We start from the raw sequence: 26198 nt of genomic DNA on the forward strand, positions 1-26198 counted from the left end.
GCGATGTCCGACGCTTCTCACCTCGGGCTGACCGGAGCCCAGAAAGGGGTCTGGTACGCGCAGCGCATCGACCCCGCCCATCCCGGCTTCAACGTCAGCCAGTACGTCGAGGTGCGAGGCCCGCTGGACACCGCCGCGTTCCGCGCGGCGGTCGTCCGGGCGCTCGGTGAGGCGGACGCGCTCGGCGTCCGCTTCACCGACGGCCCGCACGGCCCGTACCAGACCGTGGGCGCGGCCCCGGCCTGGCGGGTCGAGCTCGTCGATCTGCGCGGTGAGGCGGACCCGTCCGCCGCCGCGCACCTGCGGATGCGGGCCGACCTCGCCCGGCCGGTCGACCCGTGCGGGGACGACCTCGGCGCGCAGGTGCTCTTCGTGCTGGGCCCGGACGAGCACCTCTGGTACCAGCGCTACCACCACCTGCTGATCGACGGGTACTCGGTGACGTTGATCACCCGGCGGGCGGCGGAGCTGTACACGGCCGCGGTCCGGGACGCGCAGCCGCCGCCGTGCCCGTTCCAGCCGCTGCGCGTGCTGCTGGCCGAGGAGGCCGCGTACACGGGATCGGCGGAGCAGGCCGCCGACCGGGAGTTCTGGACGGCCTACCGGGGCGCGGCGCCCGATCCGGTGCCGCTGGCCGCCGTGCCGCGTCCCGCCGCGCACACGTTCCTGCGGGAACGGATCGCGGCGCCCGAGGAGACGAACGCCGCCGTCCAGGCCGCCGCCAAGGCCTGCGGCGCCACCTGGGCGGAACTGGTGACCGCCGCGTTCGCCGCCTACAACCACCGGATCACCGGCGCCGACGACGTCGTCATCGGCCTGCCGTTCATGGGACGGGTCGGCACCACGGCCGCCCGCGTGCCCGCGATGGTGGTCAACGTCCTGCCGCTCGTGGTCCCCGTCCGGCCCGGCGGGACTCCCGCCGGACTCGCCGGGGAGACCGCCGCGCAGATCGCGCGGGCGCGGACCCACCAGCGGTACCGCAGTGAAGACCTGCAACGCGACCTCGGGCTTGTGGGCTCCGACCGGAGGCTCACCGGCCCGACCCTCAACCTCAAGCCCTTCACCTACGAACTGCGGTTCGACGCCGCGACCGGCCACGCCTTCAACCTCGCCGCCGGTCCCGTGGACGACCTGGAGGTCAGCGTCTACCAGCGGGCCGGGGCGCTGACGTTCGAGTTCGACGCCAACCCCGACGCGCACACGCCGGAGGCGCTGCGCGGGCACCGCGACCGCTTCCTGGGGTTCCTGCACGCCTTCGTGGCCGGGCACGACGCCCCGCTCGGCCGTCTCGACCTGGCCCTGCCGCACGAGCGGGCGCCGCTGACCGGGCCGCCGGCCGGCGCGGGCCACGACACGGGCCACGACACCGCGCCGGGCGAGCCGCTGACCCGGGTGTTCGAACGGCAGGCGGCCCGCACACCGGACGCGGTCGCGCTCGTCGCGGCGTCCGGGAGTCTGACCTTCCGCGAACTCGAAGCCCGCGCGAACCGGCTGGCGCGGCTCCTGCGCGCGCGGGGCGCCGGGCCGGAACGCGTCGTCGCGCTCGCGCTGCCCCGCGACGCCGATCTCGTCGTCGCGCTGCTCGCGGTGCTGAAGTCGGGCGCCGCGTACCTCGCCCTCGACCCCGAGCGGCCCGCCGCGCACACCGCCCAACTGGTGGACGAGACCGACCCGCTCTGCGTCATCTCGGACGGTTCCGTCCCGACACCCCCGGGCGTCACGGTCGTCCGGCCCGACGACGCCGCCGCGCACGGGCCGGACCCGCTGCCGGACGCGCCCGAGCCCGACCAGCTCGCGTACGTGCTGTACACGTCCGGGTCGACCGGACGGCCCAAGGGCGTCGAGGTCACCCATCGCGGCCTGGTCAACCTCTTCCACGACCACCTCGGCACGGTCATGGCCGACGCCGCCGCCACCCTCCCGGACGGCGCGCGGCTGAGAGTCGCGCACACCTTCCAGTTCGCGTTCGATTCTTCGTGGGACTCCCTCCTCTACCTGTTCGCGGGCCACGAACTGCACCTGGTCGGGGACGCCGAACTCCGCGAACCTCTGACCCTGGCCACCCGCGGCAACGACGTCCTGGACGTCCCACCGGCGCTGGCGCTGGAACTCCTGGACGCGGGCCTGCTCGACGACCCGGCCCGGCGACCCCGGCTGCTGGTGTTCGGCGGGGACGCCGCCACCCCCGAGCTGTGGGCGCGACTCCGCGACACCCCGGACGTGCTCGCCCACAACTTCTACGGCCCCACCGAGTACACCGTGGACGCGCTCGGCGCCCGCGTCGCCGAGCATGAGCGTCCGTCCATCGGAACGCCGATCGCCGGCACCCGCGCCCAAGTGCTCGACGCGGCGCTGCGGCCCGTCCCGCCGGGCGGCGTCGGGGAGCTGTACCTGTCCGGCCCGGGGCTCGCGCGCGGGTACCGGGGCCGCTTCGCGCTGACGGCGGAGCGGTTCGTCGCCGACCCGTCCGGCGCACCCGGAGAGCGCATGTACCGGACGGGCGACCTGGTACGCCGCGCCGCCGACGGAACGCTGGAGTTCGCCGGACGCGCCGACCGGCAGGTGAAGATCCGGGGCCATCGGGTCGAGCCCGGCGAGGTGGAGGCCGCGCTCACCGCCGAGCCCGGCGTCGCCCGAGCGCTCGCCGTGGCCCGCGACGGACGCCTCGTCGCCTACGTGGTCGGCGACGGCGAGCGACCCCTCGATCCCGCCGCGCTGCGGGACCGGGCCGCCGCGCTGCTGCCCGCCGCGTTCGTCCCCGCCGCCGTCGTCGTGCTGGACGCGCTGCCGCTGACACCCGCGGGCAAGATCGATGTGGCGGCGCTGCCCGACCCGGAGTTCACCGCCACCGGACGCGCCCCGCGCACCGGGCGCGAGGAGGCGTTGTGCGACGTCTTCGCGGACGTCCTCGGCCTCGCGTCGGTCGGCGCCGACGACGACTTCTTCGCGCTCGGCGGCGACAGCATCTCCGCCATCCAGGCCGCGACCCGTGCCCGGCGCCGCGGCCTGCTGATCGCCGCCCGGGACGTGTTCGACCACAAGACCGCCGCCGCCGTCGCGTTCCACGCCACCACGGCGGACGACCACGGCGAAGACGACGCCGCCGGAGCCGAGGACCGGTTCGGGCCGCTGCCGCTGCTGCCGATGGCCGCGTGGCTCCGCGACCTCGGCGGCCCCATCGGCCGCTACAGCCAGTCCGTGGTCGTGCCCGTCCCGCCGACGGTCGGGCCGGACCGCCTCGTCGCGGCGTTGCAGACGCTCGTCGACCACCATGACGCGCTCCGCCTGCGGGTCGGCGCCGACTGGACGGCCGAGATCATGCCGGTGGGCTCGGTCAAGGCCGCCTCGATGCTGTGGCGGGCCCCCGGGGCCCATGACTTGGACGCCGAGCTGGACGCCTCCGCCGACCGGCTCGACCCGGCGAGCGGCGTGGTCCTCCAGGCCGTGTGGTGCGGCGGGCGGCTCGGTCTGACCGTCCACCATCTCGCGGTCGACGGGGTGTCCTGGCGGATCCTGCTGGCCGACCTCGCCGACGCGTTGGCGGGGGCGGCGCTCGCGCCGTCCGGCACGTCCCTGCGCCGCTGGGCGGCGCGGCTGGCGGCGCACCGCGACCCCGACGCCGTCCCGTTCTGGACGCGGATGCTCGGCGGCGCGGACCGGCCGCTCGGCGGACGGCCCCTCGACCGGGCCGTCGACACGGTCGGCGCCGCGCGCACCTTGCGCCGTTCCGTGCCCGCCGCGCTCACCACCGAGCTGCTCGGCCCGGTCCCGGCCCGGTTCCGCGCCGGGGTGAACGACGTGCTGCTCGCCGGGCTCGGCCTGGCCGTCGCGGCGCGCACCGGCCACGACGACATGACGATCCAGGTGGAGGGGCACGGGCGCGAGGAGACCTTCGGCGGCGGACGGCCCGCCGACCTCGGCCGCACGGTCGGCTGGCTCACCAGCGAATACCCCGTCCGGCTCGAACTCGCCGGGGCGGACCCCGGTGAGGCGCTCAAGCGGGTCAAGGAGCGGCTGCGGGAACTGCCCGGCGGCGGGCTCGGCTTCGGCGTCGCCCGCCGCCTCGACCCGGTCGCCGGACCCGAACTCGCGGCCCTGCCCGCGCCGCAGATCCTGTTCAACTACCTCGGCCGGTTCGCCGGGGCGGAGGAGGACGCCTTCACCGTCCGGACCGAACCGGCGATGCCCCTCGCGCACGCCCTGGAGATCAACGTCTTCGTCCACGAGACCGCGTCCGGGCCGGTGCTCGACGCGCACTGGACCTGGGCGCCGGGCGTCCTGGACGAGGCGGACGTCACCGCACTCGCCGACGCCTGGCACACCGCGCTGAGCGACCTCGCCGGGGCCACCGGCGGGCTGACCCCCTCGGACGTTCCGCTCGCCGCCCTCGACCGCGCCGGGCTCGACGCGCTGCTCGCCCGGTACCCCGACACGACGGACGTGCTGCCGCTGTCCCCGCTCCAGGAAGGGCTGCTGTTCCACGCCGCGTACGCGCCGGACGAGGCCGACGTCTACACCTCGCTCGTCCATCTCGACCTGGCGGGCGACCTGGACGCCGCCGCCCTGCGCTCGGCCGTGTCGACCCTGCTGGCCAGGCATGACGGGCTCCGGGCCGGGTTCGTCCACGAGGGGCTCGACCGGCCGCTCCAGCTCGTCCCGGCGCACGCCGAGCCGGACTGGCGGGAGATCGACCTGTCCGAACTCACCGGGGCCGACCTCGCGGACCGGCTCACGGCGGTCGCGGACGAGGAGCTGGCGTTCCGGTTCGATCCGGCCCGGCCGCCGCTGCTGCGCTGCCTCCTCGTCCGGACGGGCCCGCACTCGCATCGCCTGCTCGTGACGAGCCACCACCTGATCATGGACGGCTGGTCCACGCCGACGTTCCTGCGCGAGTTGATGGCCGCCTACCGTGGCGAGCCGCTGCCCGCCGCCGTCCCGTACCGCTCCTACCTGCGGTGGCTCGCGGGCCGGGACACGGCGACGATGACGGCCGCCTGGCGGGACGCCCTCGCCGACCTGGACGGGCCGACGCTGCTCGCCCCGGACGCCGCCCGGACCGCGCCGGGGGAGGCCGCCGAGCTGACCTGCCCGCTGCCGGGCGCCGAGCTGACCGCGTACGCGCGCCGCCACGGGCTCACCCTGAACACCGTCCTGCAAGGGGTGTGGGCCCTGGTCCTCGGCTCCCTCACCGGACGGACCGACGTGGTGTTCGGCGCGACCGTCTCCGGGCGTCCGCCCGAACTCGACGGCGTCGAGGGAATGGTCGGGCTGTTCAGCAACACGGTTCCCGTGCGGGTCCGGCTCGACCCGGGGCTGCCGCTCCCGGAGGCGCTCGCCCGCCACCAGTCGGAGCAGGCCGCGCTCCTCGACCACGCCTATCTGGGGCTCGCGGAGATCCAGGCGGCGGCCGGGCCCGGCGGTGCCCTGTTCGACACGCTCCTGGTGTTCGAGAACTACCCGTCGAAGGACGACGCGTCCGGGGAAGGCGGGCCGCGCGTGACGGGGGTCGGCAACCGTGGCTACACCCACTACCCCCTCGCGCTGATGGTGTTGCCGGGTGACGACCCGAGGATCGTCCTGGAATACCGGCCCGACCTGCTGCCCGCCGCGACGGTCGAGGCGATCGCCGAACGCATCGGCTCCGTCGCCGCGCAACTCCTCGCCGACGACGGCCTCACCGCCGCCCGCGCCGACCTGCTCACCGCGCGGGAGCAGGCGGCCTTCGAGGCGGTGAACGCGACCGACCTCCCCGGGGACGTCCCGGACGTGCTGACCGCCTTCCACCGGCAGGTCGACGCCACCCCCGGCGAGATCGCGGTCGTCGCCGGGGCCGAGCGGCTGACGTTCGCCGAACTGGACGACCGCGCCGCCCGCCTCGCGACCGTGCTGGCCCGGCGGGGCGCGGGACCGGAACGCATCGTCGCGCTGGCGCTGCCGCGCACCGCCGACCTGGTCGTCGCGCTGTTCGCCGTCCTGAAGACGGGCGCCGCCTACCTGCCGCTCGACCCGGACCATCCGGCCGAACGGATCAGGCTGACGATCGAGGACGCCGCGCCCGTCCACGTGCTGACGGCCGACGACCTCGACCCTGCGGAGATCGCCGCGGCCGCGCCGCACCCGCGCACGGCTCCCGGCCCCGACCGGCTCGCCTACGTCATCTACACGTCGGGGTCCACGGGCCGTCCCAAGGGCGTGCTCGTCCAGCACGGGGGCCTCGGCGTCATGCTGGCCCACCACCGCGCCACGGTGTTCGCCCGCGCGGCCCGCGCGGCCGGCGGGCGGCGGCTGCGCGCCGCGCACACGGCGTCGTTCGCGTTCGACTCCTCGTGGGAACAGCTCCTCTGGCTGATCTGCGGGCATGAGCTGCACCTGTTCGACGACGTGACCCGCCGCGACCCGCAGGCCGTGGTGGCGGCGTGCGCGGAACACGCCATCGACACCCTGGACGTCACCCCGTCGTTCGCGGCGGAACTTTTCGCGTGGGGGCTGCTGGAGAAGGCGCCGCCGCGGCTGCTGCTCCTCGGCGGCGAGGCCGTGAGCGAGGCGGTGTGGACGCGGCTGCGCGACGCGGACGGCGTCCTCGGCCACAACTTCTACGGCCCGACCGAGTACACCGTCGACGCGCTCGGCGCCGACCTCGCCGAGTCGCCGGTGCCGGTCGTGGGCCGTCCCATCGCCCGGACCCGGATCCACGTGCTGGACGGCCTGCTCCGGCCCGTCCCGGAGGGGGCGGCGGGCGAGCTGTACCTGGCGGGTGACGGCATCGCCCGCGGCTACCTGAACCGGCCCGACCTGACCGCGCAACGGTTCGTCGCCGCCCCGTCCGGCGCGCCCGGCGAGCGCATGTACCGGACGGGTGACCTGGTCCGGCGGCTGCCCGACGGCACGCTGGAGTTCCTCGGCCGCACCGACGACCAGGTCAAGATCCGCGGGTTCCGGGTGGAGCCGGGCGAGACCGAGGCCGCGCTCGCCGCGCTGCCGGGCGTCGCCCGCGCCGCCGTCGTGGTCCGCGACGGGCGACTCGTCGGCTACGCGGCCCCCGGTGATCTCGACGGGGCCGCGCTGCGGGACGCGTTGACCGGGGTCCTGCCGGGGCATCTCGTCCCGGCCGCCGTGGTGGTGCTGCCGGAACTGCCGCTGAACGTGAACGGCAAGCTCGACCGGGCCGCGCTGCCCGAGCCGTCCGCCGTCACCGCCGACGACGGGCGGACGGCGCGCGACGCCCGGGAGGAACTGGTCGCCGCCGCCTTCACCGACGTGCTCGGCGTTCCGGCCGGCCCGGACGGCGACTTCTTCGCGCTCGGCGGGCACTCGCTGCTCGCGACCCGTCTCGTCGGCCGGATCCGCGCGCTGCTCGGCACGGACGTGGCCATCCGCGACCTGTTCGAGGCGCCCACCCCGGCCGGTCTGATCCGCCGGGCGACGCACCCGTCGAAGGACCGGCCCGCCCTGGTTCCGGCGCCGCGACCGTACCCGGAGCGTATGCCGCTGTCGGCGGCCCAGGCGCGGCTTTGGTTCCTGCACCGGCTCGACGAGGCCGCCACCGCCTACACGATCCCGTTCGCCGTCCGGATCGACGGCGAACTCGACGTCGCCGCCCTGGGCTCGGCATGGGACGACCTGATCGAGCGGCACGAGATCCTGCGCACGATCTATCCGGACGTGGACGGCGTCCCCTACCAGGAGGTGCTGCCGTCCGGGCCGACGCTCCGCATCGCCGACGCCGCCCCGGGCGACGTGCCCGCGCTGCTCGACGCGGCGGAACGGACCCGGTTCGCGCTGACGACCGAGCCCCCGGTGCGCGGTGTCCTGTACCGGCTCGGTGAGGGGACGTCGTCCTGGCTACTGTCGGTGGTGGTGCACCACATCGCGGGCGACGAGTGGTCGCAGGCCGTGCTGCTGCGCGACCTCGACGCCGCCTACCGCGCCCGCGCCGCCGGTCGGGCACCCGACCTCGCCCCGCCGCCGGTCACCTACCGCGACTACACCCGGTGGCAGAACGCGCTGCTGGAGGGGCCCGAGGGCGACCGGCAGGCCGCGTTCTGGCGGGACCGGCTGGACGGGCTGCCCGAGGAGATCCCGCTGCCCGCCGACCGGCCCCGTCCCGCCCGGCCCGACCAGGCCGGCGCCGCGATCCGCGTGCCGCTGCCGGCCGGCCTGCACCGTGACGTGGCCCGGCTGGCGCGCGCCGCCGGGGCGACGCCGTTCATGGTCTGGCAGGCGGTCGCGGCGGTCCTGCTGGGACGGCTCGGCGGCGGCTCCGACATCCCGCTCGGCGTGCCCGTCACCGGGCGCTCCGACACCGTCCTGGACGACGTCGCGGGACTGTTCGTCAACACGCTCGTCCTGCGGGTCGGCCTGGACGAGGACGCCTCGTTCGCCGACCTGGTGTCCCGGGTCCGCGCCGAGCAGCTCGCCCTGCTCGACCACCGCGACCTGCCGTTCGAGCGGCTCGTCGAGATCGCCGCGCACGAGCGCGTCACCGGACGGCACCCGCTGTTCCAGGTGATGGTGCTGCACCACCGCGACACCGGCGACGACGGCGACATGTTCGGGCTGCGCACCGCCTTGTTGGACGACACGTTCTCCACCGCCCGGTTCGACCTGGCGTTCGCCGTCCGGGAAGGGGACGACGGCACCGACCTGACCCTCATCTACGCCACGTCGAGGTTCGACGAGTCGACCGCCCGGACGCTCGCCGGACGGTTCGAGACGCTGGCCGGACGCCTCGTCGCCGCACCGGACGCGCCGCTGGCCGCCGCCGACGCGCTGACCCCGGGCGAACGCGACCTGATCACCGGCGCGTGGAACGCCACCCGCCACGAGGTCCCGGACGGCACCCTCACCGACCGGCTGGAGGCGCAGGCCGCCCGCACCCCGGACGCACCGGCCGTGCTGTTCGAGGACGAGACCCTCACCTACGCCGAACTGCACGCCCGCGCCGACGCCCTCGCCGCCGACCTGCGCTCGCGCGGTGCCGGACCCGACCGGGTCGTCGCGGTCGCCCTGCCGCGCTCGACACGGCTCATGGTGGCGCTGCTGGCCGTGCTGAAGGCCGGTGCCGCCTACCTGCCGGTCGACCCCGACGATCCGCCCGCCCGCCGCGCCGACATCGTCGGCGACGCGGACGCCGTCGCGCTCCTCACCGACGACCCGGCGGGCCTGGACGGCTTCGTCCCCGGCGGCGTTCCCGGCCTGTTCGTCCGGGAAGGCGTGCCCTCTCCTGACGGACAGGCCGAGACCGGGCGGGCGCGGCCCGACGACGCCGCCTACGTGATCTTCACGTCCGGGTCGACCGGACGGCCGAAGGGCGTGGTCGTGTCGCACCGGGCGATCGTCAACCGGCTGGCGTGGATGCAGGCCGAGTACGGGCTGCGCGCCGACGACCGGGTGCTCCAGAAGACGCCCGCGACGTTCGACGTGTCGGTGTGGGAGTTCTTCTGGGCGCTGTGCGAGGGCGCCTCGGTCGTCCTCGCCGTCCCCGGCGGGCACCGCGACCCCGCCTATCTCACCGGGCTGATCCGCGAACGCGGCGTGACCACGCTGCATTTCGTGCCGTCCATGCTCAAGGCGTTCCTCACCGACCCGGACGTGCCGCGCTGCCAGACCCTGCGCCGCGTCTTCACCAGCGGGGAAGCGCTTCCCGCCGACACGGCCGCCGCGCTGCACGCCGTCCTGCCGGTGCCGCTGCACAACCTGTACGGGCCCACCGAGGCGGCCGTGGACGTCACCCACTGGCGGTATCGTCCGGGCGCCGAGACCATCCCGATCGGCGCGCCCGTGTGGAACACCCGGGTGCGCGTGCTCGACGCGCGGCTGCGGCCGGTGCCCGTGGGCGTGCCCGGCGAGCTGTACCTGGCGGGCGTGCAACTCGCCCGCGGCTACCTGAACCGGGCCGGGCTCACCGCCGAACGGTTCGTCGCCGACCCGTCCGGCGCGCCGGGGGAGCGGATGTACCGGACCGGTGACCTGGTGCGGTGGAACGCCGACGGCCTGCTGGAGTACCTCGGCCGCACCGACCACCAGGTCAAGCTCCGCGGGCTGCGCATCGAGCCCGGCGAGATCGAGGCGGCGCTGCGCGCGCTGCCCGGCGTCGCCGATGTCGCGGTCGTCGTCCGCCGCGACGGCCCCGGCAGCGGAAGGCTCGTCGCCTACCTCACCCCGGCCGCGCTCGACGTCGACGCGCTGCGCGCCTCGCTGGCCGCGGTGCTGCCCGCCCACCTGGTACCGGACGACTTCGTGCCGTTGCCCGAGTTCCCCCTGACCTCCAGCGGGAAGCTCGACCGCAAGGCCCTGCCCGCCCCCGCCCGCCGGGCGCGGGCCCGCAGGTCACCCGACCGCCCGGCGCCCGACCGCCCGACACCCGCCCGCCGCACGCCGGTCGAGACGGTGTCCGACGACCGGACGTCCCTGCTGGCCGGGGTGTTCGCCGAGGTGCTCGGCCTGGACGAGGTCGCCGACGACCAGGACTTCTTCGGGCTGGGCGGCGACAGCATCCTGTCCATCCAGGTCGTCGCCAGGGCCCGCAAGGCCGGCCTGCGGGTGACGCCCCAGGACGTCTTCGAGCACCGCACCCCCGGCGCGCTCGCCGCGGTCGCCCGGCGCGAGCAGGAGGCGCGGCCCCGGAGCGGCACGGCCCTCGACCCGGTGGGGCCGCTGCCGCCGCTGCCGATCATGCACTGGCTCGCCGACCTCGGCGGGCCGATCGGCCGGTTCCACCAGTCGGTGCTGCTGCGCACGCCCATGCGCGCCGATCTCGGCTCCCTGACCGGTGCCCTGCGGAGCCTGGTGGACCACCATGACGCGCTGCGGCTCCGCCTCGACACCACGAGCGGCGTCTGGGCCCTCGCGGTCACCCCGCCCGGCACCGTTCCGGTGAGCGTCCGGCGCGTGGACGCCGCCGGGGCCGACCTCGACGGTCTCGTCGCCGCCGCGTCGCTCGCGGCGGCCGACCGGCTCGACCCGGAGGCGGGCGAGGTGCTCCAGGCCGTCTGGTTCGACACCGGGCCGGGGACGGCCGGGCGGCTCCTGCTCTGCGTCCACCACCTGGCCGTCGACGGCGTGTCCTGGCGGACGCTCCTGCCCGACCTGCGCACGGCGTGGGAGGCCGCGATGTCCGGCAGACCGGCCGCGTTGCCCGCCACGGGGACGTCCCTGCGGGCGTGGGCGCACCGGCTGCTGGCCGAGGCGCACGACGGTGCCCGGGTGGCGGAACTCCCGTACTGGAAGGGCCTCGCCGCCCCGGACGCGCCGCTGACCGCGCGGCGTCCCGACCCGTCCCGCGACACGGCGGCCACCCAGGAGACCCTGGTCGTCACCGTGCCGGAGTCCCAGGCCACCGCCCTGCTCACCGACCTGCCGCGCCTCTACCACTGCGGCGCCGAGGACGTTCTGCTCGCCGGGCTCGCCGCCGCCGTCGTCCAGTGGCGGCAGGGAGACCCGTGGCTGCTCGTCGACCTCGAAGGGCACGGACGGCACCTGCTCGACGGCACCGACCCGTCCCGGACGGTCGGCTGGTTCACGACCGTCCACCCGGTGAGGCTCGACCTCGGCGGCGTCGCCCCGGACGCCCCCGGCGCCGTGCTCAAGGCGGTCAAGGAACAGGTGCGCGGCGCCCCCGACCATGGCTTCGGTCACGGTCTGCTGCGCCATCTCAACGCGCGGACCGCCCGCGAACTCGACGGCGCGGCCCGCCCGCAGATCCTCTTCAACTACCGGGGCCGCGTCGACGGCCCGGCGACGGACGAGCACTGGCCGCACGCCGACGAGTCCGGTGCGCTGTCCACCGCGCCCCACCCCGACCTGCCCGCCCGCTACCCCCTGGAGATCGACGCCGCCGCACCGGCCGGCGCCGGGCTGCGCCTGGAACTGACCTGGCCGGCCCACCTCCTCGACCGGGCCGCCGTCGCGCGGCTCGGTGAGGGTTGGCGGACCGCGCTGGACGCCCTGACCCGCCATGCCGCCGACCCCGCCGCGGGCGGCCGCACCCCGTCCGACCTGTCGGTGTCGCTGCCGCAGCGGCAGATCGACCGGCTGGAATCCCTGCTGAGGAGCCGACGCAAGTGACCGAGGAATCGTTCGGATCCATGCTGGAGGACGTCTACCCGCTCTCCCCACTCCAGCGCGGTCTGCTGTTCCACGCCCTGTACGACGACGCCGAACGCGACGTCTACACCGTCCAGGCCCACCTGGACCTGGACGGGACGGTCGACGCGGCGCGACTCGGGGACGCCGTCGCCGCGCTGCTGCGCCGCCACCCGAACCTGCGGGCCGGGTTCTGGTTCGAGGACCTCGACGAGCCCGTCCAGTTCGTCCCCACCGACATCGACACGCCGTTCACCGCGACCACCGAGACCGACCTGGACGCGGTGCTGGAACGCGAGTGGTCGGTGCCGTTCGACGTGACCGGCCCGCCGCTGATCCGCTTCGTGCTCGCCTCCGCCGACCCGCGCCGCCACCGGCTCGTGGTGACCTCGCACCACCTGCTCATCGACGGCTGGTCGATGCCGGTGCTGCTGCGCGAACTGTTCGCGTGCTACGACGGGACGCCGCTGCCCCCGGCCCCCCGGTTCCGTGACTACCTGCTGTGGCTCGGCGAACGGGACCCCGCCAAGGCGGCGCAGGCGTGGCGGGAGGCGCTGCGCGGGCTGCCCGGCCCGGTCCTCGTCGACCCGGCGGGGACGGGCGGTGACCTGCGGGAGCTGCCCGTCGCCGTCCCGGACGAGACGGCGTCCGCGCTGACCGCCGCCGCGGCGCGTGCCGGGGTGACGGTCAACACCGTCCTCCAGACCGTCTGGGGGCTGACCGTCGGCGCGCTGGCCGGGACGTCCGACGTGGTGTTCGGCGCGACCGTCGCCGGACGGCCCGCCGACCTCGACGGCGTCGAGGACATGGTCGGGCTGTTCGTCAACACCGTGCCCGTCCGGGTGCGTCCGGCGGGGCCGGGCGACACGTTCGGCGACCTGACCCGAGCCGTCCAGGACGAGCAGGTCCGGCTGCTCGACCACCACTACTTCGGGCTCGCCGACATCCGCCGCGCCGCCGACGTCCCCGGCACCGGTCCGCTGTTCGACACGCTGCTGGCGTTCGAGAACTACCAGGGCGACGCGTCCACGCTCACCGCCGGAGGGCTCACGGTCACCGGGCTCGGCGCCCGCGACGCCACGCACTTCCCGCTCACGCTCACCGTCCAGCCGGGCCCCGGCACCCTCGGCCTGCTCCTCGCGCACCGCACCGGTGCCGTCGACGAGCCGCTCGCCGCGCTCCTCGCCGAACGCCTCACGCTCCTGCTGCGGGCCTTCGCCGCCGACCCGGACGGTGCCGTTCCCGCGCTGCCCGCGCTCGGCGACACCACCTTGCCGGTCATCGTCCCGGAGGCCGGGCCCGCCCCGTACCGGACGCCCGCGCAGGGCCGTGAGGCGCTGCTGGCGGAGCTGTTCGCGGACGTCCTCGGCGAGCCGGACATCGGCGCCGACGACGACTTCTTCGCCCTCGGCGGCGACAGCATCGTGTCCATCACGCTCGTCGGGCGGGCCCGCGCGGCCGGGCTGAACCTGACCGCGCGGCAGGTGTTCGAGCTGCGCACCGTCGCCGCCCTCGCCGAGGCCGTCACCGCCCTGGAACCGGCGCAGGACGACGCCACGGACTCGGAGACCCCGGCCGACCGGCCGCTGGTCGAGCTGACCGCCGACGAACGGGCGCTGATCCGCCCGGACGCCGAGGACGTCATGCCGTTGTCGCCGCTCCAGGCCGGGCTGCTGTTCGAGTCCACGTACGACACCTCGGGCCGCGACCTCTACATCACCCAGCTCGTCGTGGACGTCCGGCGCCCGCTCGACGCCGACGCGCTGCGCGCCGCCGGGAACGCCCTGCTGGCCCGGCACGCCAACCTTCGCGCCGGGTTCGTCCAGGAGGGTCTCGGCCGTCCCGTGCAGGTCGTGGCGCCCGCCATGCCGATGCCGTTCCGCGAGGTCGACCTGCGCGGCCAGGGCCCCGAGGCGCTCGACGCGCTGATGGACGCCGACCGGGCCGAACGCTTCGACCTCGCCGAACCGCCGCTGATCCGGATGACGGCGGTGCGCCTCGCCGACGACCGGCAGCGGATCGTCGTCACGCACCACACGCTGCTGTGGGACGGCTGGTCGTCCGGCCTCGTCGTGCAGGAACTGCTCGGGCTCGCGCACGAGCCGGACACCGTCCCGCCGACCGTCCCGTTCCGCCGCTACCTGGAGTGGCTCGACGGCCAGGACGCGGACGAGAGCGCCCGCGCCTGGGCCGCGACCCTGGACGGCGTCACCGAACCGACCCTGGTCGCCCCCGGGCACACGCTGCGCGGCGACACCCTGCCGGGCATGGTCCTCACCCCGGTCGGCGACGACCTCGCCGCCCGGCTCGGCGAGTTCGGCCGCCGCCACGGCCTCACCCTCAACACCCTCGTCAGCGGCGTGTGGAGCCTGCTGCTCGCGTCCCTCACCGGCCGCGACGACGTCGTGTTCGGCGCGACGGTGTCCGGCCGCCCCGCCGAGATCCCCGGCATCGAGAACACCATCGGCCTGTTCCTCAACACCGTGCCCGTCCGGGTGCGGCCCCGCCCGGACGAGACGCTGCTCGGCTTCCTGACCCGGCTGCAGGCCGAGCAGGCCGTACTGCTGCCGCACCACCATGTCGGCCTGGCCGAGATCCAGCGCGCCGCCGGGATCCCGCAGCTCTTCGACACGTTGCAGGTCGTCCGGAACACCCCGGTCGACATGACCGCCCGCGACCGGCTCACCGAGCACTTCGGCATCGACGAGGTCGACACGCTCGACGCCACCCACTTCCCGCTGTCGTTCACCACCAACACCGGCCGTGAGCTGTCGTTCGAGTGGAAGTACCGGCGGGACGTCTACGAACGCGCCGACGTGGAGGCGATGTCGGCGCGCGTGATGGGGCTCCTCGAAAGGCTCGTCACCGCACCCGACACGCGGCTCGCGGCGCTGGACGTCCTCACCGCCGACGAGCGGACGACCGTCCTCGACCGCTGGAATGCGACCGAGCGGCCGGTGCCGGAGGTGACGATCGCGGACCTGCTGGAGGAGCAGGCGGCCCGGACTCCGGCCGCGACGGCGCTGGTGTTCGGTGCCGAGCGGGTGTCGTATGGCGAACTGTCGTCCCGGGTGAACCGGTTGGCGCGGTTGCTGATCGCGCGTGGTGCGGGCCCGGAAGCTGTCGTGGCGCTCGGGCTGCCACGGTCGGCGGACATGGTCGCGGCGTTGTTCGCGGTGTTGCAGACGGGTGCGGCGTATCTGCCGTTGGAGTTGGACTATCCGGCGGAGCGGCTGGCGTTCATGGTGGACGACGCCCGGCCCGTGTGCCTGGTGACGACCCGCGCGGTGCGTTCCGCGCTGCCGGACGCACCGCATGTGGTCGTGCTGGACGATCCGGAAACGGCGGCTGAGCTTGCCGGGTTGCCGGACGGTCCGGTCACCGACGCCGAACGGACGGCCCACCTGAACCTGGACCGGCCCGCGTACGTGATCTACACGTCCGGTTCGACGGGTCGTCCCAAGGGCGTGGTGACCCCGTACCGGGGCCTGACCAACATGCAGTTCAACCATCGGGAAGCGATCTTCGCCCCGGTGGTCGAAGCCGAGGCCGGAAGGCGGCTGCGGATCGCCCACACGGTGTCGTTCTCGTTCGACATGTCGTGGGAAGAGCTGCTCTGGCTGGTCGAAGGCCACGAGGTGCACGTCCTCGACGAGGAAGTACGCCGCGACGCCGACGCGCTGACCGCCTACTGCGCCGACCACCGCATCGACGTCATCAACATCACCCCGTCCTACGCGCAGGAACTCATCGACTTCGGGCTCCTCGACGCCGCCCGCCACCGGCCGCCGCTCGTCCTGCTCGGCGGCGAGGCCGTCCCCGAGGCGCTCTGGACGACCCTCCGCGACACCGAGGGCGTCCTGGGCTACAACCTGTACGGGCCGACCGAGTACACGATCAACACCCTCGGCGGCGGCACCACCGACAGCGCCACCTCCACCGTCGGCCGCCCGATCTGGAACACCAAGGCGCTCGTCCTCGACTCGTGGCTGCGTCCCGTCCCCGTCGGCACACCCGGCGAGCTGTACATCGCCGGGATCGGCATCGCGCGCGGCTACCTCGACCGCCCTGACCTCACCGCCGAACGGTTCGTCGCCAACCCCTTCGGAACGCCGGGCGAACGGATGTACCGCACCGGCGACCTCGTCCGCTGGCGCTCCGACGGCCTTCTCGACTACCTCGGCCGCACCGACGACCAGATCAAGATCCGCGGATACCGGGTCGAACTCGGCGAGATCGAGGACGCGCTGACCCGCCACCCCGAGGTCGCGCAGGCGGCCGTCGTCGTCCGGGAGACCGGGGAGACCAGGCGGCTCGTCGGCTATGTCGTCCCCGCGTCCACCGGCGGCGACGGTGACGGCGACCTCGACCAGGTCGGCGAGTGGCGCGAGGTGTACGACGCCCAGTACGGGCAGGGCCCCGCCGACGCGTTCGGCGCGGACTTCGTCGGCTGGACGTCCAGCTACGACGGCGCGCCCATCCCGGTCGCGGAGATGCGCGAATGGCGCGACACGACCGTCGCGGCGATCCGCGCGCTGAACCCGCGCCGCGTCCTCGAACTCGGCGTCGGCACCGGCCTGCTGATGTCGAAGCTCGCGCCGGACGCCGACGACTACTGGGCCACCGACCTGTCCGCCCCGCTGATCGAGACGCTGCGGGGCCAGGTCGCCGCCGAGCCGTCCCTCGCCGGGAAGGTCACGCTGCGGGCCGCGCCGGCGCACGACCTCACCGGCCTGCCGCGCGGGCACTTCGACACGATCGTCCTGAACTCGGTCGCGCAGTACTTCCCCAGCGTCGCCTACCTCGCCGACGTGCTGCGCGGCGCCCTCGACCTGCTCGCCCCCGGCGGCGCGATCTTCGTCGGTGACCTGCGGAACCTGCGCGGCGCCCGCTGCTTCCACACCGCGATCCAGCTCGCCCGCGCGGGTGCGGGCGCCGACGCTCCCGCCCTGCGCGCCGCCGCGGACCGCGCGCTGCTCCTGGAGAAGGAACTGCTCCTCGACCCGGCGTTCCCCGCGACGCTGGACCTGCCGGGCGTCACCGGCGTGGACGTGCGGGTCCGGCGCGGCCGGGCCCACAACGAGCTGACCCGGCACCGGTTCGACGTCGTCCTGCACACCGGGCCCGTCACCGACGTGTCCACGCTTCCCGTCCTCGACTGGACGGCCGACGACGTCCACGACCTCGGCGGTCTCGCCTGGCGGCTCGGCTCCGACGCCGCCCCGATCCGCGTCGAGAACGTGCCGAACGCGCGGATGGTCGGCGAGAGCGCCGCCCGCCGCGTCCTCGCCGACGACGTCACCGCCGCCGCCGCGCTCCGCGCGCTCACCGCGCCCGGTGGCATCGAGCCCGAGGACCTGCACGACCTCGGCGACCGGCTCGGCCTGCGGACCGTCGTCACCTGGGGCGACACCGACGACACCGTGGACGTGCTGTTCCTGCCGCCCGGCGGCGGCCCGCTCGGCGGGGTCCGGCCCGCCGCCGCGCCGCCCGTGCCCGCGAACGAGCCCGGCCGCTCCCGGGCCGCCGGAACGCTGCCCGCGCTGCTGCGCGAACGGCTGCGCACCGCCCTGCCCGAGCACATGATCCCCGCGACGATCATGGCGTTGGACCGGCTGCCGCTCACCACCAACGGCAAGCTCGACCGCCGCGCCCTGCCCGTCCCCGACGCCGGAGCCGCCGCCGGGCGCCCGCCCGCCACGCCGGCGGAGGAGACGCTGTGCCGGCTGGCCGCCGAGGTGCTCGGCGTGCCGTCCGTCGGCGCCGACGACGACTTCTTCGCCCTCGGCGGGCACTCCCTGCTCGCCACCCGGCTCATCACGAAGGCGCGCGCCGCGCTCGGCGTCCAACTGTCCATCCGCGACCTGTTCGAGGAACGGACCCCCGCCGGGCTCGCCGCCCGCGCCGTGCCGAGCGTCCGCGACGACGGCCCGGAACTCGTCCGGCGGGTTCGGCCCGACCGTGTTCCGCTGTCGTACGCGCAGCGCCGCCTGTGGTTCCTGCACCAACTCGGGGACAGGACGGCCGCCTACAACATCCCGCTGGCGCTCCGCGTCCACGGCGACCTCGACCTGGCCGCGCTGCGCGCCGCGCTCGGCGACGTGATGGCCCGGCACGAGAGCCTCCGCACGGTCTTCGCCGAGCACGACGGCGTCCCGTACCAGCACGTCCTGGACGACGCCGAACCCGTCATGGAGATCCTCGACATCACCGAGGACCGGGTCGGCGCCGAGGTCGACGCGGCCGTCCGCCACCCGTTCGCGCTCGACCGTGAGGCGCCGCTGCGGACCCGGGTCCTCAGGATCGGGCCCGGCCACCAGGTCGTGGTGTTCCTGTTCCACCACATCGCCGGGGACGAATGGTCGATCCGTCCGTTCATGGACGACCTGACCGCCGCGTACCGGGCCCGCCGTGACGGCCGCGCCCCGGACTGGGAGCCGCTGCCCGTCCAGTACGCCGACTACACGCTCTGGCAGGCCGAACTGCTCGGCGACCCCGCCGACCCGGAGAGCCGCCTCGGCCGCCAGGCCGCGTTCTGGAAGGACGCGCTCGACGGCATCCCCGAGGAGCTGGCGCTCCCGACCGACCGGCCACGGCCCGCCGTCGCCCGGTACCGGGGCGGCACCGTCGAACGGGTCCTGCCCGACACGCTCGCCGCCCGGATCCGGGAGGTGGCCGCGCGCACCGGCGCGACCACGTTCATGGTCATGCAGGCCGCCGTCGGCGCGCTGCTGCACCGGCTCGGCGCGGGCGACGACATCCCGCTCGGCAGCCCGTCCGCCGGGCGCGACGACGACGCCCTCCAGGACCTCGTCGGGTTCTTCGTCAACACGCTGGTGCTGCGCGTCGACGTGTCCGGCGACCCGACGTTCGCCGAGCTGGTCGACCGCGTCAGGACGTTCGACCTGGCCGCCTTCAACAACCGGGACATGCCGTTCGAACGGCTCGTGGAGGTGCTCAACCCGCCCCGGTCGCGGGCCCGGCACCCGCTGTTCCAGGTCATGCTCGGCTACCAGAACCTCGCGAGCGGCAGCGACAGCCTCTTCGGCCTGCGGACCAGGACCGAACCGTTCGGCACGGCCGCCGCCAAGTTCGACCTCGACCTCAATGTCATCGAGTACACCGGCGGCGACGGCATGGAGTTCGAGCTGGAGTACGCCGAGGACCTCTTCGACGCGTCGACGGCGGAACTGCTCCTCGCCCGGCTCGAAGCCCTTCTCACCCAGGTCACCGCCGATCCCGGACGTCCGGTGAGCGAGGTAGACCTGCTCACCGCCGCCGAGACGGGCCTCATCGACCGGTGGAACGCCACCGGGCGTCCGGTGCCGGAGGTGACGATCGCGGATCTGTTGGAGGAGCAGGCTTTTCGTACTCCGGATGCGACGGCGTTGGTGTTCGGTGCCGAGCGGGTGTCGTATGGGGAGTTGTCGTCTCGGGTGAATCGGTTGGCGCGGTTGTTGATCGCGCGTGGGGCGGGTCCTGAGGCGGTGGTGGCGCTGGGGCTGCCGCGGTCGGCGGACATGGTCGCGGCGTTGTTCGCGGTGTTGCAGACCGGGGCGGCGTATCTGCCGCTCGAACTGGACTATCCGGCGGAACGGCTGGCGTTCATGGTGGACGACGCCCGGCCCGTGTGCCTGGTGACGACCCGCGCGGTGCGTCCCTCCCTGCCCGATGCCCCGCATGTGGTCGTGCTCGACGATCCGGCGATCGTCGCGGAACTGGCGGGAACGCCGGACGGGTCCCTGGATGAGGTTGAGCGGACGGGTCCCGTGCGGTTGGATCATCCGGCGTACGTGATCTACACGTCCGGTTCGACGGGTCGTCCCAAGGGTGTGGTGACCCCGTACCGGGGTCTGACGAACATGCAGTTCAACCATCGCGAGGCGATCTTCGCCCCGGTCGTGGCGGCGGTCGCCGCGTCCGAGGGGGAACGGCGGTTGCGGATCGCGCACACCGTGTCGTTCTCGTTCGACATGTCGTGGGAAGAGCTGCTCTGGCTGGTGGAAGGGCATGAGGTGCACGTCCTGGACGAGGAGGTGCGGCGCGACGCAGACGCGCTGACCGCCTACTGCGCCGACCACCGCGTCGACGTCATCAACGTCACCCCCTCCTACGCGCGGGAGCTGCTGGACCGCGGCCTCCTCGACGCACCCCGGCCGCCGCTCGTCCTGCTCGGCGGCGAGGCCGTCCCCGAGGCGCTCTGGACGGAACTGCGCGAGGCCGACGGCGTCCTCGGCTACAACCTGTACGGGCCGACCGAGTACACGATCAACACCCTCGGCGGCGGCACCACCGACAGCGCCACCTCCACCGTCGGCCGCCCGATCTGGAACACCCGCGCCCACGTCCTGGACGAGCGGTTGCGGCAGGTCCCGGTGGGAGTCCCCGGCGAGCTGTACATCGCCGGGATCGGCATGGCGCGCGGCTACCTCGACCGCCCCGACCTCACCGCCGAACGGTTCGTCGCCGACCCCTTCGGTGCGCCGGGGGAGCGGATGTACCGGACCGGCGACCTCGTCCGGTGGCGCTCGGACGGGCTCCTCGACTACCTCGGCCGCACCGACGACCAGGTCAAGATCAACGGCTACCGGGTCGAACTCGGCGAGATCGAGAACGCGCTCGTCGAACGCGCGGACATCGCGCAGGCCGCCGTCATCGCCGGGGAGCACAACGGGCTCAAGCGGCTCGTCGCCTACCTGGTGCCGAGCGAGGGCGCCGAGCCGGACACGGCGGCGGTCAGGGCCGCCCTCGCCGTGCGGCTGCCGAAGCACATGGTGCCCGGCGCGTACGCCGTGCTGCCCCGGCTGCCGCTGACCGTCAACGGCAAGCTCGACCGCCGCGCCCTCCCCGACCCCGAGCCCGTCGCGCCGTCCCGGCCGCCGCGCACCCCGCTGGAGACGTCCCTCTGCGCGATCTTCGCCGAGGTGCTGGGCGTCGCGGACGTCGGCGCCGACGACGACTTCTTCGCCCTCGGCGGCCACTCCCTGCTGGCGATGCGGCTCGTCGGCAGGGTGCGGACGGTCCTCGGCGTCCGGCTGCCCGTCGGCGCCGTGCTCACCGCGCCCACCGTCGCCGCGCTCGCCACCGTCGTCGCCGACGCGCCTCCGGACGCCGGTGCCGGCACCGGCCCGTTCGACCCGGTACTGACGCTGCGGCCCGGCACCGGCACACCGGTGTTCTGCCTGCCCGCCACGACCGGGCTGAGCTGGAACTACGCCGGGCTCGCCGAACAGTTGCCCGCCGACGTGCCGCTGTACGGGCTCCAGTCGCCGCGCCTGTCCGGCGCCTGCGTTCCCGCCGCGTCGATCGGCGATCTCGGACGGCACTACGCGGCCCGAATCCAGGCCGTCCAGCCGGACGGACCGATCCGCCTGCTCGGCTGGTCGTACGGCGGGCAGCTCGCACACGCGACCGCGACCGCGCTCCAGTCCGCCGGACGCGACGTCGCCCTGCTCGCGCTGCTGGACGCCTATCCCCGCGACGAGACCGCCCCCGAGGACGTGTCCGAAGGAGAGGCCGCCCGGTTCCTGCTGCGCCTGGCCGGGCATGCCGGGACGCATGCCGAATCGCTCACCGAGGCGGTCGCCGTGATCGAGGCGGGCGACGGGCCGATGTCCTCGTTCGACGCCGCGACGCTCGCCAGGGTCGCCGACACCGTCCACGAGTCGGTGACGCTGCCGCTCGACTTCGGGGTGTTCGACGGTGACGCCGTCTGCTTCACCGCGACCGCCGACGCCACCCTCAGCCCGGAGTTGTGGCTGGCGCATCTCACCGGCCGCGTCCGCCTGTACTCCGTCGACTGCGCCCACGACGCCATGCTCGACGCCGTCCCGCTGGCGGCGATCGGAACCGTCATCGCCGAGCGCCTCGGGGGGCGCCCGTGACGGACCTCCTGCGCTCCTGCGCTCGCGCCCGGTGGCGGACGCTGGTGTCCGCCACCACCGGCGGAGTCGTCCGGCAGGCGACCCTGCTCGCCATCCCATGGTGCGTGCAGCGCGCACTCGACGACGGTGTCGTCGCCCGGAACCCGGGGGCGACGGCACGGTGGGCGCTCGCCGCCGCCGTCCTCGCCGCCGTCCAGTTCGTCGCGCTGGCGACCTGGCAGTGGCAGGCGCGGATGGCGGAGGCGCGGACCGGCGCCGACCTCCGGAACCGGCTCACCGCGCATCTGGCCGGGCTCGACCGGACGGCGCTCGCCGGATACGGGCACGGCGACCTCGCGATGCGCGCCTCCCGCGACATCGACCAGATCCGCATGTGGGTCTACGGGCTGCCGGTCTGGGCGATCATCGCCACCACGTTCGCGATCGTGCTGCCCGGTGTCGCCGCCCTCGACCTCGTGCTGCTCGCGGTCACGGTGCTGATGGTGCCGCTGCTCGCCGCCGTCAACCTCGTCTTCCCCGCCCCCTACGAGCGGGCCGGGAAGCGGCTGTCGGACGCGCACGCCGCCCGCGCCGACGCCGTGGAGGACCTGCTGTCGTCCGGTGCCGCCGTCCGCGGCATCGGCGGCGTGCCCGCCCTGCTGGAACGCCACGACGCGCGCAGCGCCGAGGTGGAACGGCTCACCGGGGACGTGGCCCGCATCCAGTCGGCGTGGGCGGCGCTCGGTCCCGCCGTCCCACGGCTCGCGATCGCCGCCGGGGTCGCCCTCGGCGGCTTCGCGGCGCTGGACGGACGGATCACCGTCGGCGGGCTCGTCGCGTTCACCGTCTGGATGGGCACGTTCACGATCGCCGTGACGGTGCTGGTCGACCGGCTCGTCGACCGGGGCAACGCCGCCGTCGCCGCGCGCCGCCTCGACGAGATCTTCGCGCTGCGGCCGTCGGTGTGCGACCCCGCCGACCCGGTGCCGGCCGGCCGGCGCGGGACCCTCACGGCGTCCGGGATCACCGCCCGCCACGGTGGCCGCGTCGTGCTCGGCCCGGTCGACCTGAAGATCCGGTCCGGTGAGTTCGTGGCCGTGACCGGGCCGACCGGCTCCGGCAAGTCGACGCTGCTGCGGCTGCTGGCCCGGCTCGACGACCCCGACACCGGCACCGTCGTCTGGGACGGCACGGACGTGCGCCGCCTCGGACTGGACGGTCTGCGCGCCGCGCTCGTCACCGTCCCGCAGCGGCCCGTGCTGCTGTCGGGAACGGTCGCCGACAACCTCCGCGTCGGCCGCGACGTCGACCAGGCGGCCCTGGAGAAGGCATGCCGGGACGCCTGCGTCCACGACGACGTCATGGCCCTCCCGGACGGCTACGCCACCGAACTCGGCGAGGGCGGGTCGAGCCTGTCGGGTGGTCAGGTGCAGCGGCTCGCGCTGGCCCGCGCGTTCCTGTGCTCCGGTGAGCGGGCGGGCGGCGTGCTGCTCCTCGACGACGTCACCTCCGCGCTCGACACCGACACCGAACGGCGGATCCTGGAGCGCCTCGCCCGCCGCGACCCCGGCACCTCCGTCGTGTTCGTCACCCACCGGACTGCCGTGATGTCCGCCGCCGACCGCGTCGTCGAACTGTCCGGACCAGGAGGAGAGCGCCATGGCTGAGGTGGTGATGCTCGCCGAGCAGGCCCCGGAACGGCACATCTTCCGCCGCGTCCTGCCCTACCTGCGCCCGCACCGCGCCGCCCTCGTCAGGACGCTGCTGGTCGTGCTCGGCTGCGCCGGGACCGTCGCCGCGACACCGCCGCTGATCGGCCGCGCCGCCGACGCCATCGTCGCCCGCGACCGGGGCGCGCTCACCGTCACGGTCGTCGCCCTCACCGTCGTGGTCGTCGCGCAGATCGCGCTGGCCCGCTGGAGCGAGCTGATGCTGCTGCGCGCCGGTGAACGCGTCGTCCGGGACCTGCGCGACCAGGCGGTGCACCGGCTCGCGCACGCGCCGCTGCGGTTCCTGGAGGCCCACCGGTCCGGCGACCTGCTGCGCCGCACCACCGGTGAGGTGACGGAGCTGGCCCAGTTCGTTCGGCGGGACCTGCCGAACCTCGTCGTCATCACCGCGACGCTGCTGCTCACCACCGTCACCCTGCTGGTCTACTCGTGGCTGCTCACCCTCGTCGTCGCCGTGGTGTTCGTGCCGCCCGCGCTGGTGGCGCTGCGCACCTTCCAACGCGGCGCCGAGGCGGCGTTCGGCGGGCAGGCCGCGGCGGAGGCGACCGTCGCCGCCACCCACGGCGAGACGCTGATCGCGCGGGAACTCCTCCAGACGAGCGGGGCGCTGCCGTCCTGGCTGGACCGCGTCCGCCGGGAGAACGGCCATGTCGTCACCAAGGCGCGCCGCACCGCCCGCGTCGAGGTGAACCTCGAACTCGTCAGCCTCATCGAGGGCGTGGCCCTCGCCGTGCTGCTCGGCCTCGGCTCGTGGATGGCGGCGAGCGACCGGCTCGGCATCGGCGCCGTCGTGGTGTTCGTCCTCGCCAGCCGCACCCTCTTCGAGGGGCTCGGCGACGGCTCCCAGCTCATCGGCGAACTCCAGATCGCCCGCACCGGCCTGGCCCGGCTGCTCGACCTCCTCGAATCGCCCGGCTCCCAGCCCATCACCACACCTTCCAGCGGCTCGTCGAAGAGCGGTGGTCTGCCGCCGCGTGGGGAGCTGAGGGTGGAGCGCGCGACCTACGGGTACCTGGACGGGACGCCCGTCCTGCGCGGCATCGACCTGTCGTTCCCGCCCGGTGACCGCGTCGCGATCGTCGGCGTGACCGGATCGGGCAAGACCACCCTCGGCAAACTGCTGTGCGGCCTCTACCCGCCGGACGCCGGACGCGTCACCTACTGCGGCACCGACCTGCGGGAACTGTCCGGTCCCGCGCTGAGTCGCGTCGTCGCGCTCGTCCCGCAGACGGTCCACATCCTCACCGGGACCGTCGCCGACAACCTCGCGCTCGTCCCAGGCTCCCCGGGACGCGCCGAGATCGCCGACGCCGTCGACCGGCTCGGCCTGCGGCCCTGGGCGGACGGCCTCCCGGACGGCCTCGACACCCGTGTCGGCGTCCGCGGGGAACGGCTGTCGGCAGGAGAACGCCAGCTCATCGGCCTGGCCAGGGCCGCGCTCATAGACCCGGCCGTACTCGTCCTGGACGAGGCGACCGCCGATATCGACCCCGTGACCGCCGGATGGGCCGAACGGGCGCTGGGCGAACTGTGCGGCGACCGGACCCTCATCGTCATCGCGCACCGCCCCGCGACCGTCGAGTTGTTCCCACGCACCATCCGCGTCGCGGACGGAACCGTAACCGAAAGGACACCCCCGCCATGGCCACTACAGACCGCCTGGTCCGGATCGTCGAGCACCCCATCACCCCACGCCTGACCGAGGTGAAACGCGTTCGGCGCCTCACACCGAGAATGGTCCGTGTCACACTCGGAGGTGAGTGCCTGGACGGCTTCTGCGAGCAGGCGCCCGCCGACCACGTCAAACTCTATTTCGCGCAGGGCGACGACCCCATGCCCGTAACGCCGTACATACGCGTCGGTTATGGCCTCGACGATCCCCCCGAGGGCACCCCGCAGGCCGTCATGCGCGACTACACCGTCCGCCACTACCGGCCGGACGAGCGTGAACTCGACATCGACATGGTGATCCACGGCGACGGCCCCGGATCGTCGTTCGCCGCCGCCGCGCGTCCCGGTGACCTCGTCGGCGTGCTCGGCCCGCGCGGCTCCGAGGTCGTCCCGTACGTGTTCGACTGGTACCTGCTCGGCTGCGACGAGACCGGCCTGCCCGCCCTCGCCCGCTGGCTGGAGGCGCTGCCCGCCGGGGCCAGGGCGTTCGCGTACTGCGAGGTCGCCGACGCCGCCGAGGAGCAGGAACTCCGGTCGGACGCCGACGTGACCGTGACCTGGGTGCACCGCGACGGCGTGCCCCCGGGCCGCAGTGACGCCCTGGAGAAGGCCGTCCGGGCGTTCTCGCCTCCCGCCGGGGACGGGTTCGCGTGGTTCGGCGCGGAGGCCACCACCCTCAAACCCATCCGCCGCTACCTGCGCAACGAGGTCGGCATGCCGAAGGAGCGGGTCGACGTGGACGGCTACTGGAAGGTCGGCGCGGCCGACCACAACCATCACGACGGCCTGGACTGATGCCCGAGGCGAAGGTGACGGGGAACGATTCCCGGGGGGCGTGGAGGGGCGCCCC

5 protein-coding genes are annotated in these 26198 nt (G+C 74.6%); all 5 read left to right on the plus strand.

The window, feature by feature from the left end; translation table 11 throughout:
- The first annotated feature begins 3 nt into the window (after positions 1-3).
- The 5 genes from BZB76_RS11520 to BZB76_RS11540 are packed head-to-tail and all read left to right on the plus strand — an operon-like array spanning position 4 to position 26143.
- Positions 4-12066 (plus strand): non-ribosomal peptide synthetase, encoded by a 12063-nt coding sequence (locus BZB76_RS11520; protein ID WP_121434249.1) that lies wholly within the window; start codon positions 4-6, stop codon positions 12064-12066.
- Positions 12063-21968, plus strand: coding sequence for a non-ribosomal peptide synthetase (locus tag BZB76_RS11525; RefSeq protein ID WP_121434250.1), 9906 nt, complete (start codon positions 12063-12065; stop codon positions 21966-21968). Before BZB76_RS11520 ends, BZB76_RS11525 begins: the two co-directional genes overlap by 4 nt.
- Positions 21965-23614, plus strand: a complete 1650-nt coding sequence (locus tag BZB76_RS11530; RefSeq protein WP_147449410.1) for an ABC transporter ATP-binding protein — start codon at positions 21965-21967, stop codon at positions 23612-23614. The genes BZB76_RS11525 and BZB76_RS11530 overlap by 4 nt, the downstream gene beginning before the upstream one ends.
- Positions 23607-25376: an ABC transporter ATP-binding protein gene (locus tag BZB76_RS11535; protein ID WP_121434252.1), complete on the plus strand. Its 1770-nt coding sequence runs from the start codon at positions 23607-23609 to the stop codon at positions 25374-25376. The genes BZB76_RS11530 and BZB76_RS11535 overlap by 8 nt, the downstream gene beginning before the upstream one ends.
- Complete coding sequence (locus tag BZB76_RS11540) at positions 25319-26143, plus strand: siderophore-interacting protein (protein WP_121434253.1); 825 nt, start codon at positions 25319-25321, stop codon at positions 26141-26143. Before BZB76_RS11535 ends, BZB76_RS11540 begins: the two co-directional genes overlap by 58 nt.
- The last annotated feature ends 55 nt before the right edge of the window (positions 26144-26198 follow it).

Origin of the sequence: Actinomadura pelletieri DSM 43383 (assembly GCF_003634705.1) — a bacterium.
Classification (GTDB): Bacteria; Actinomycetota; Actinomycetes; order Streptosporangiales; family Streptosporangiaceae; genus Spirillospora; species Spirillospora pelletieri.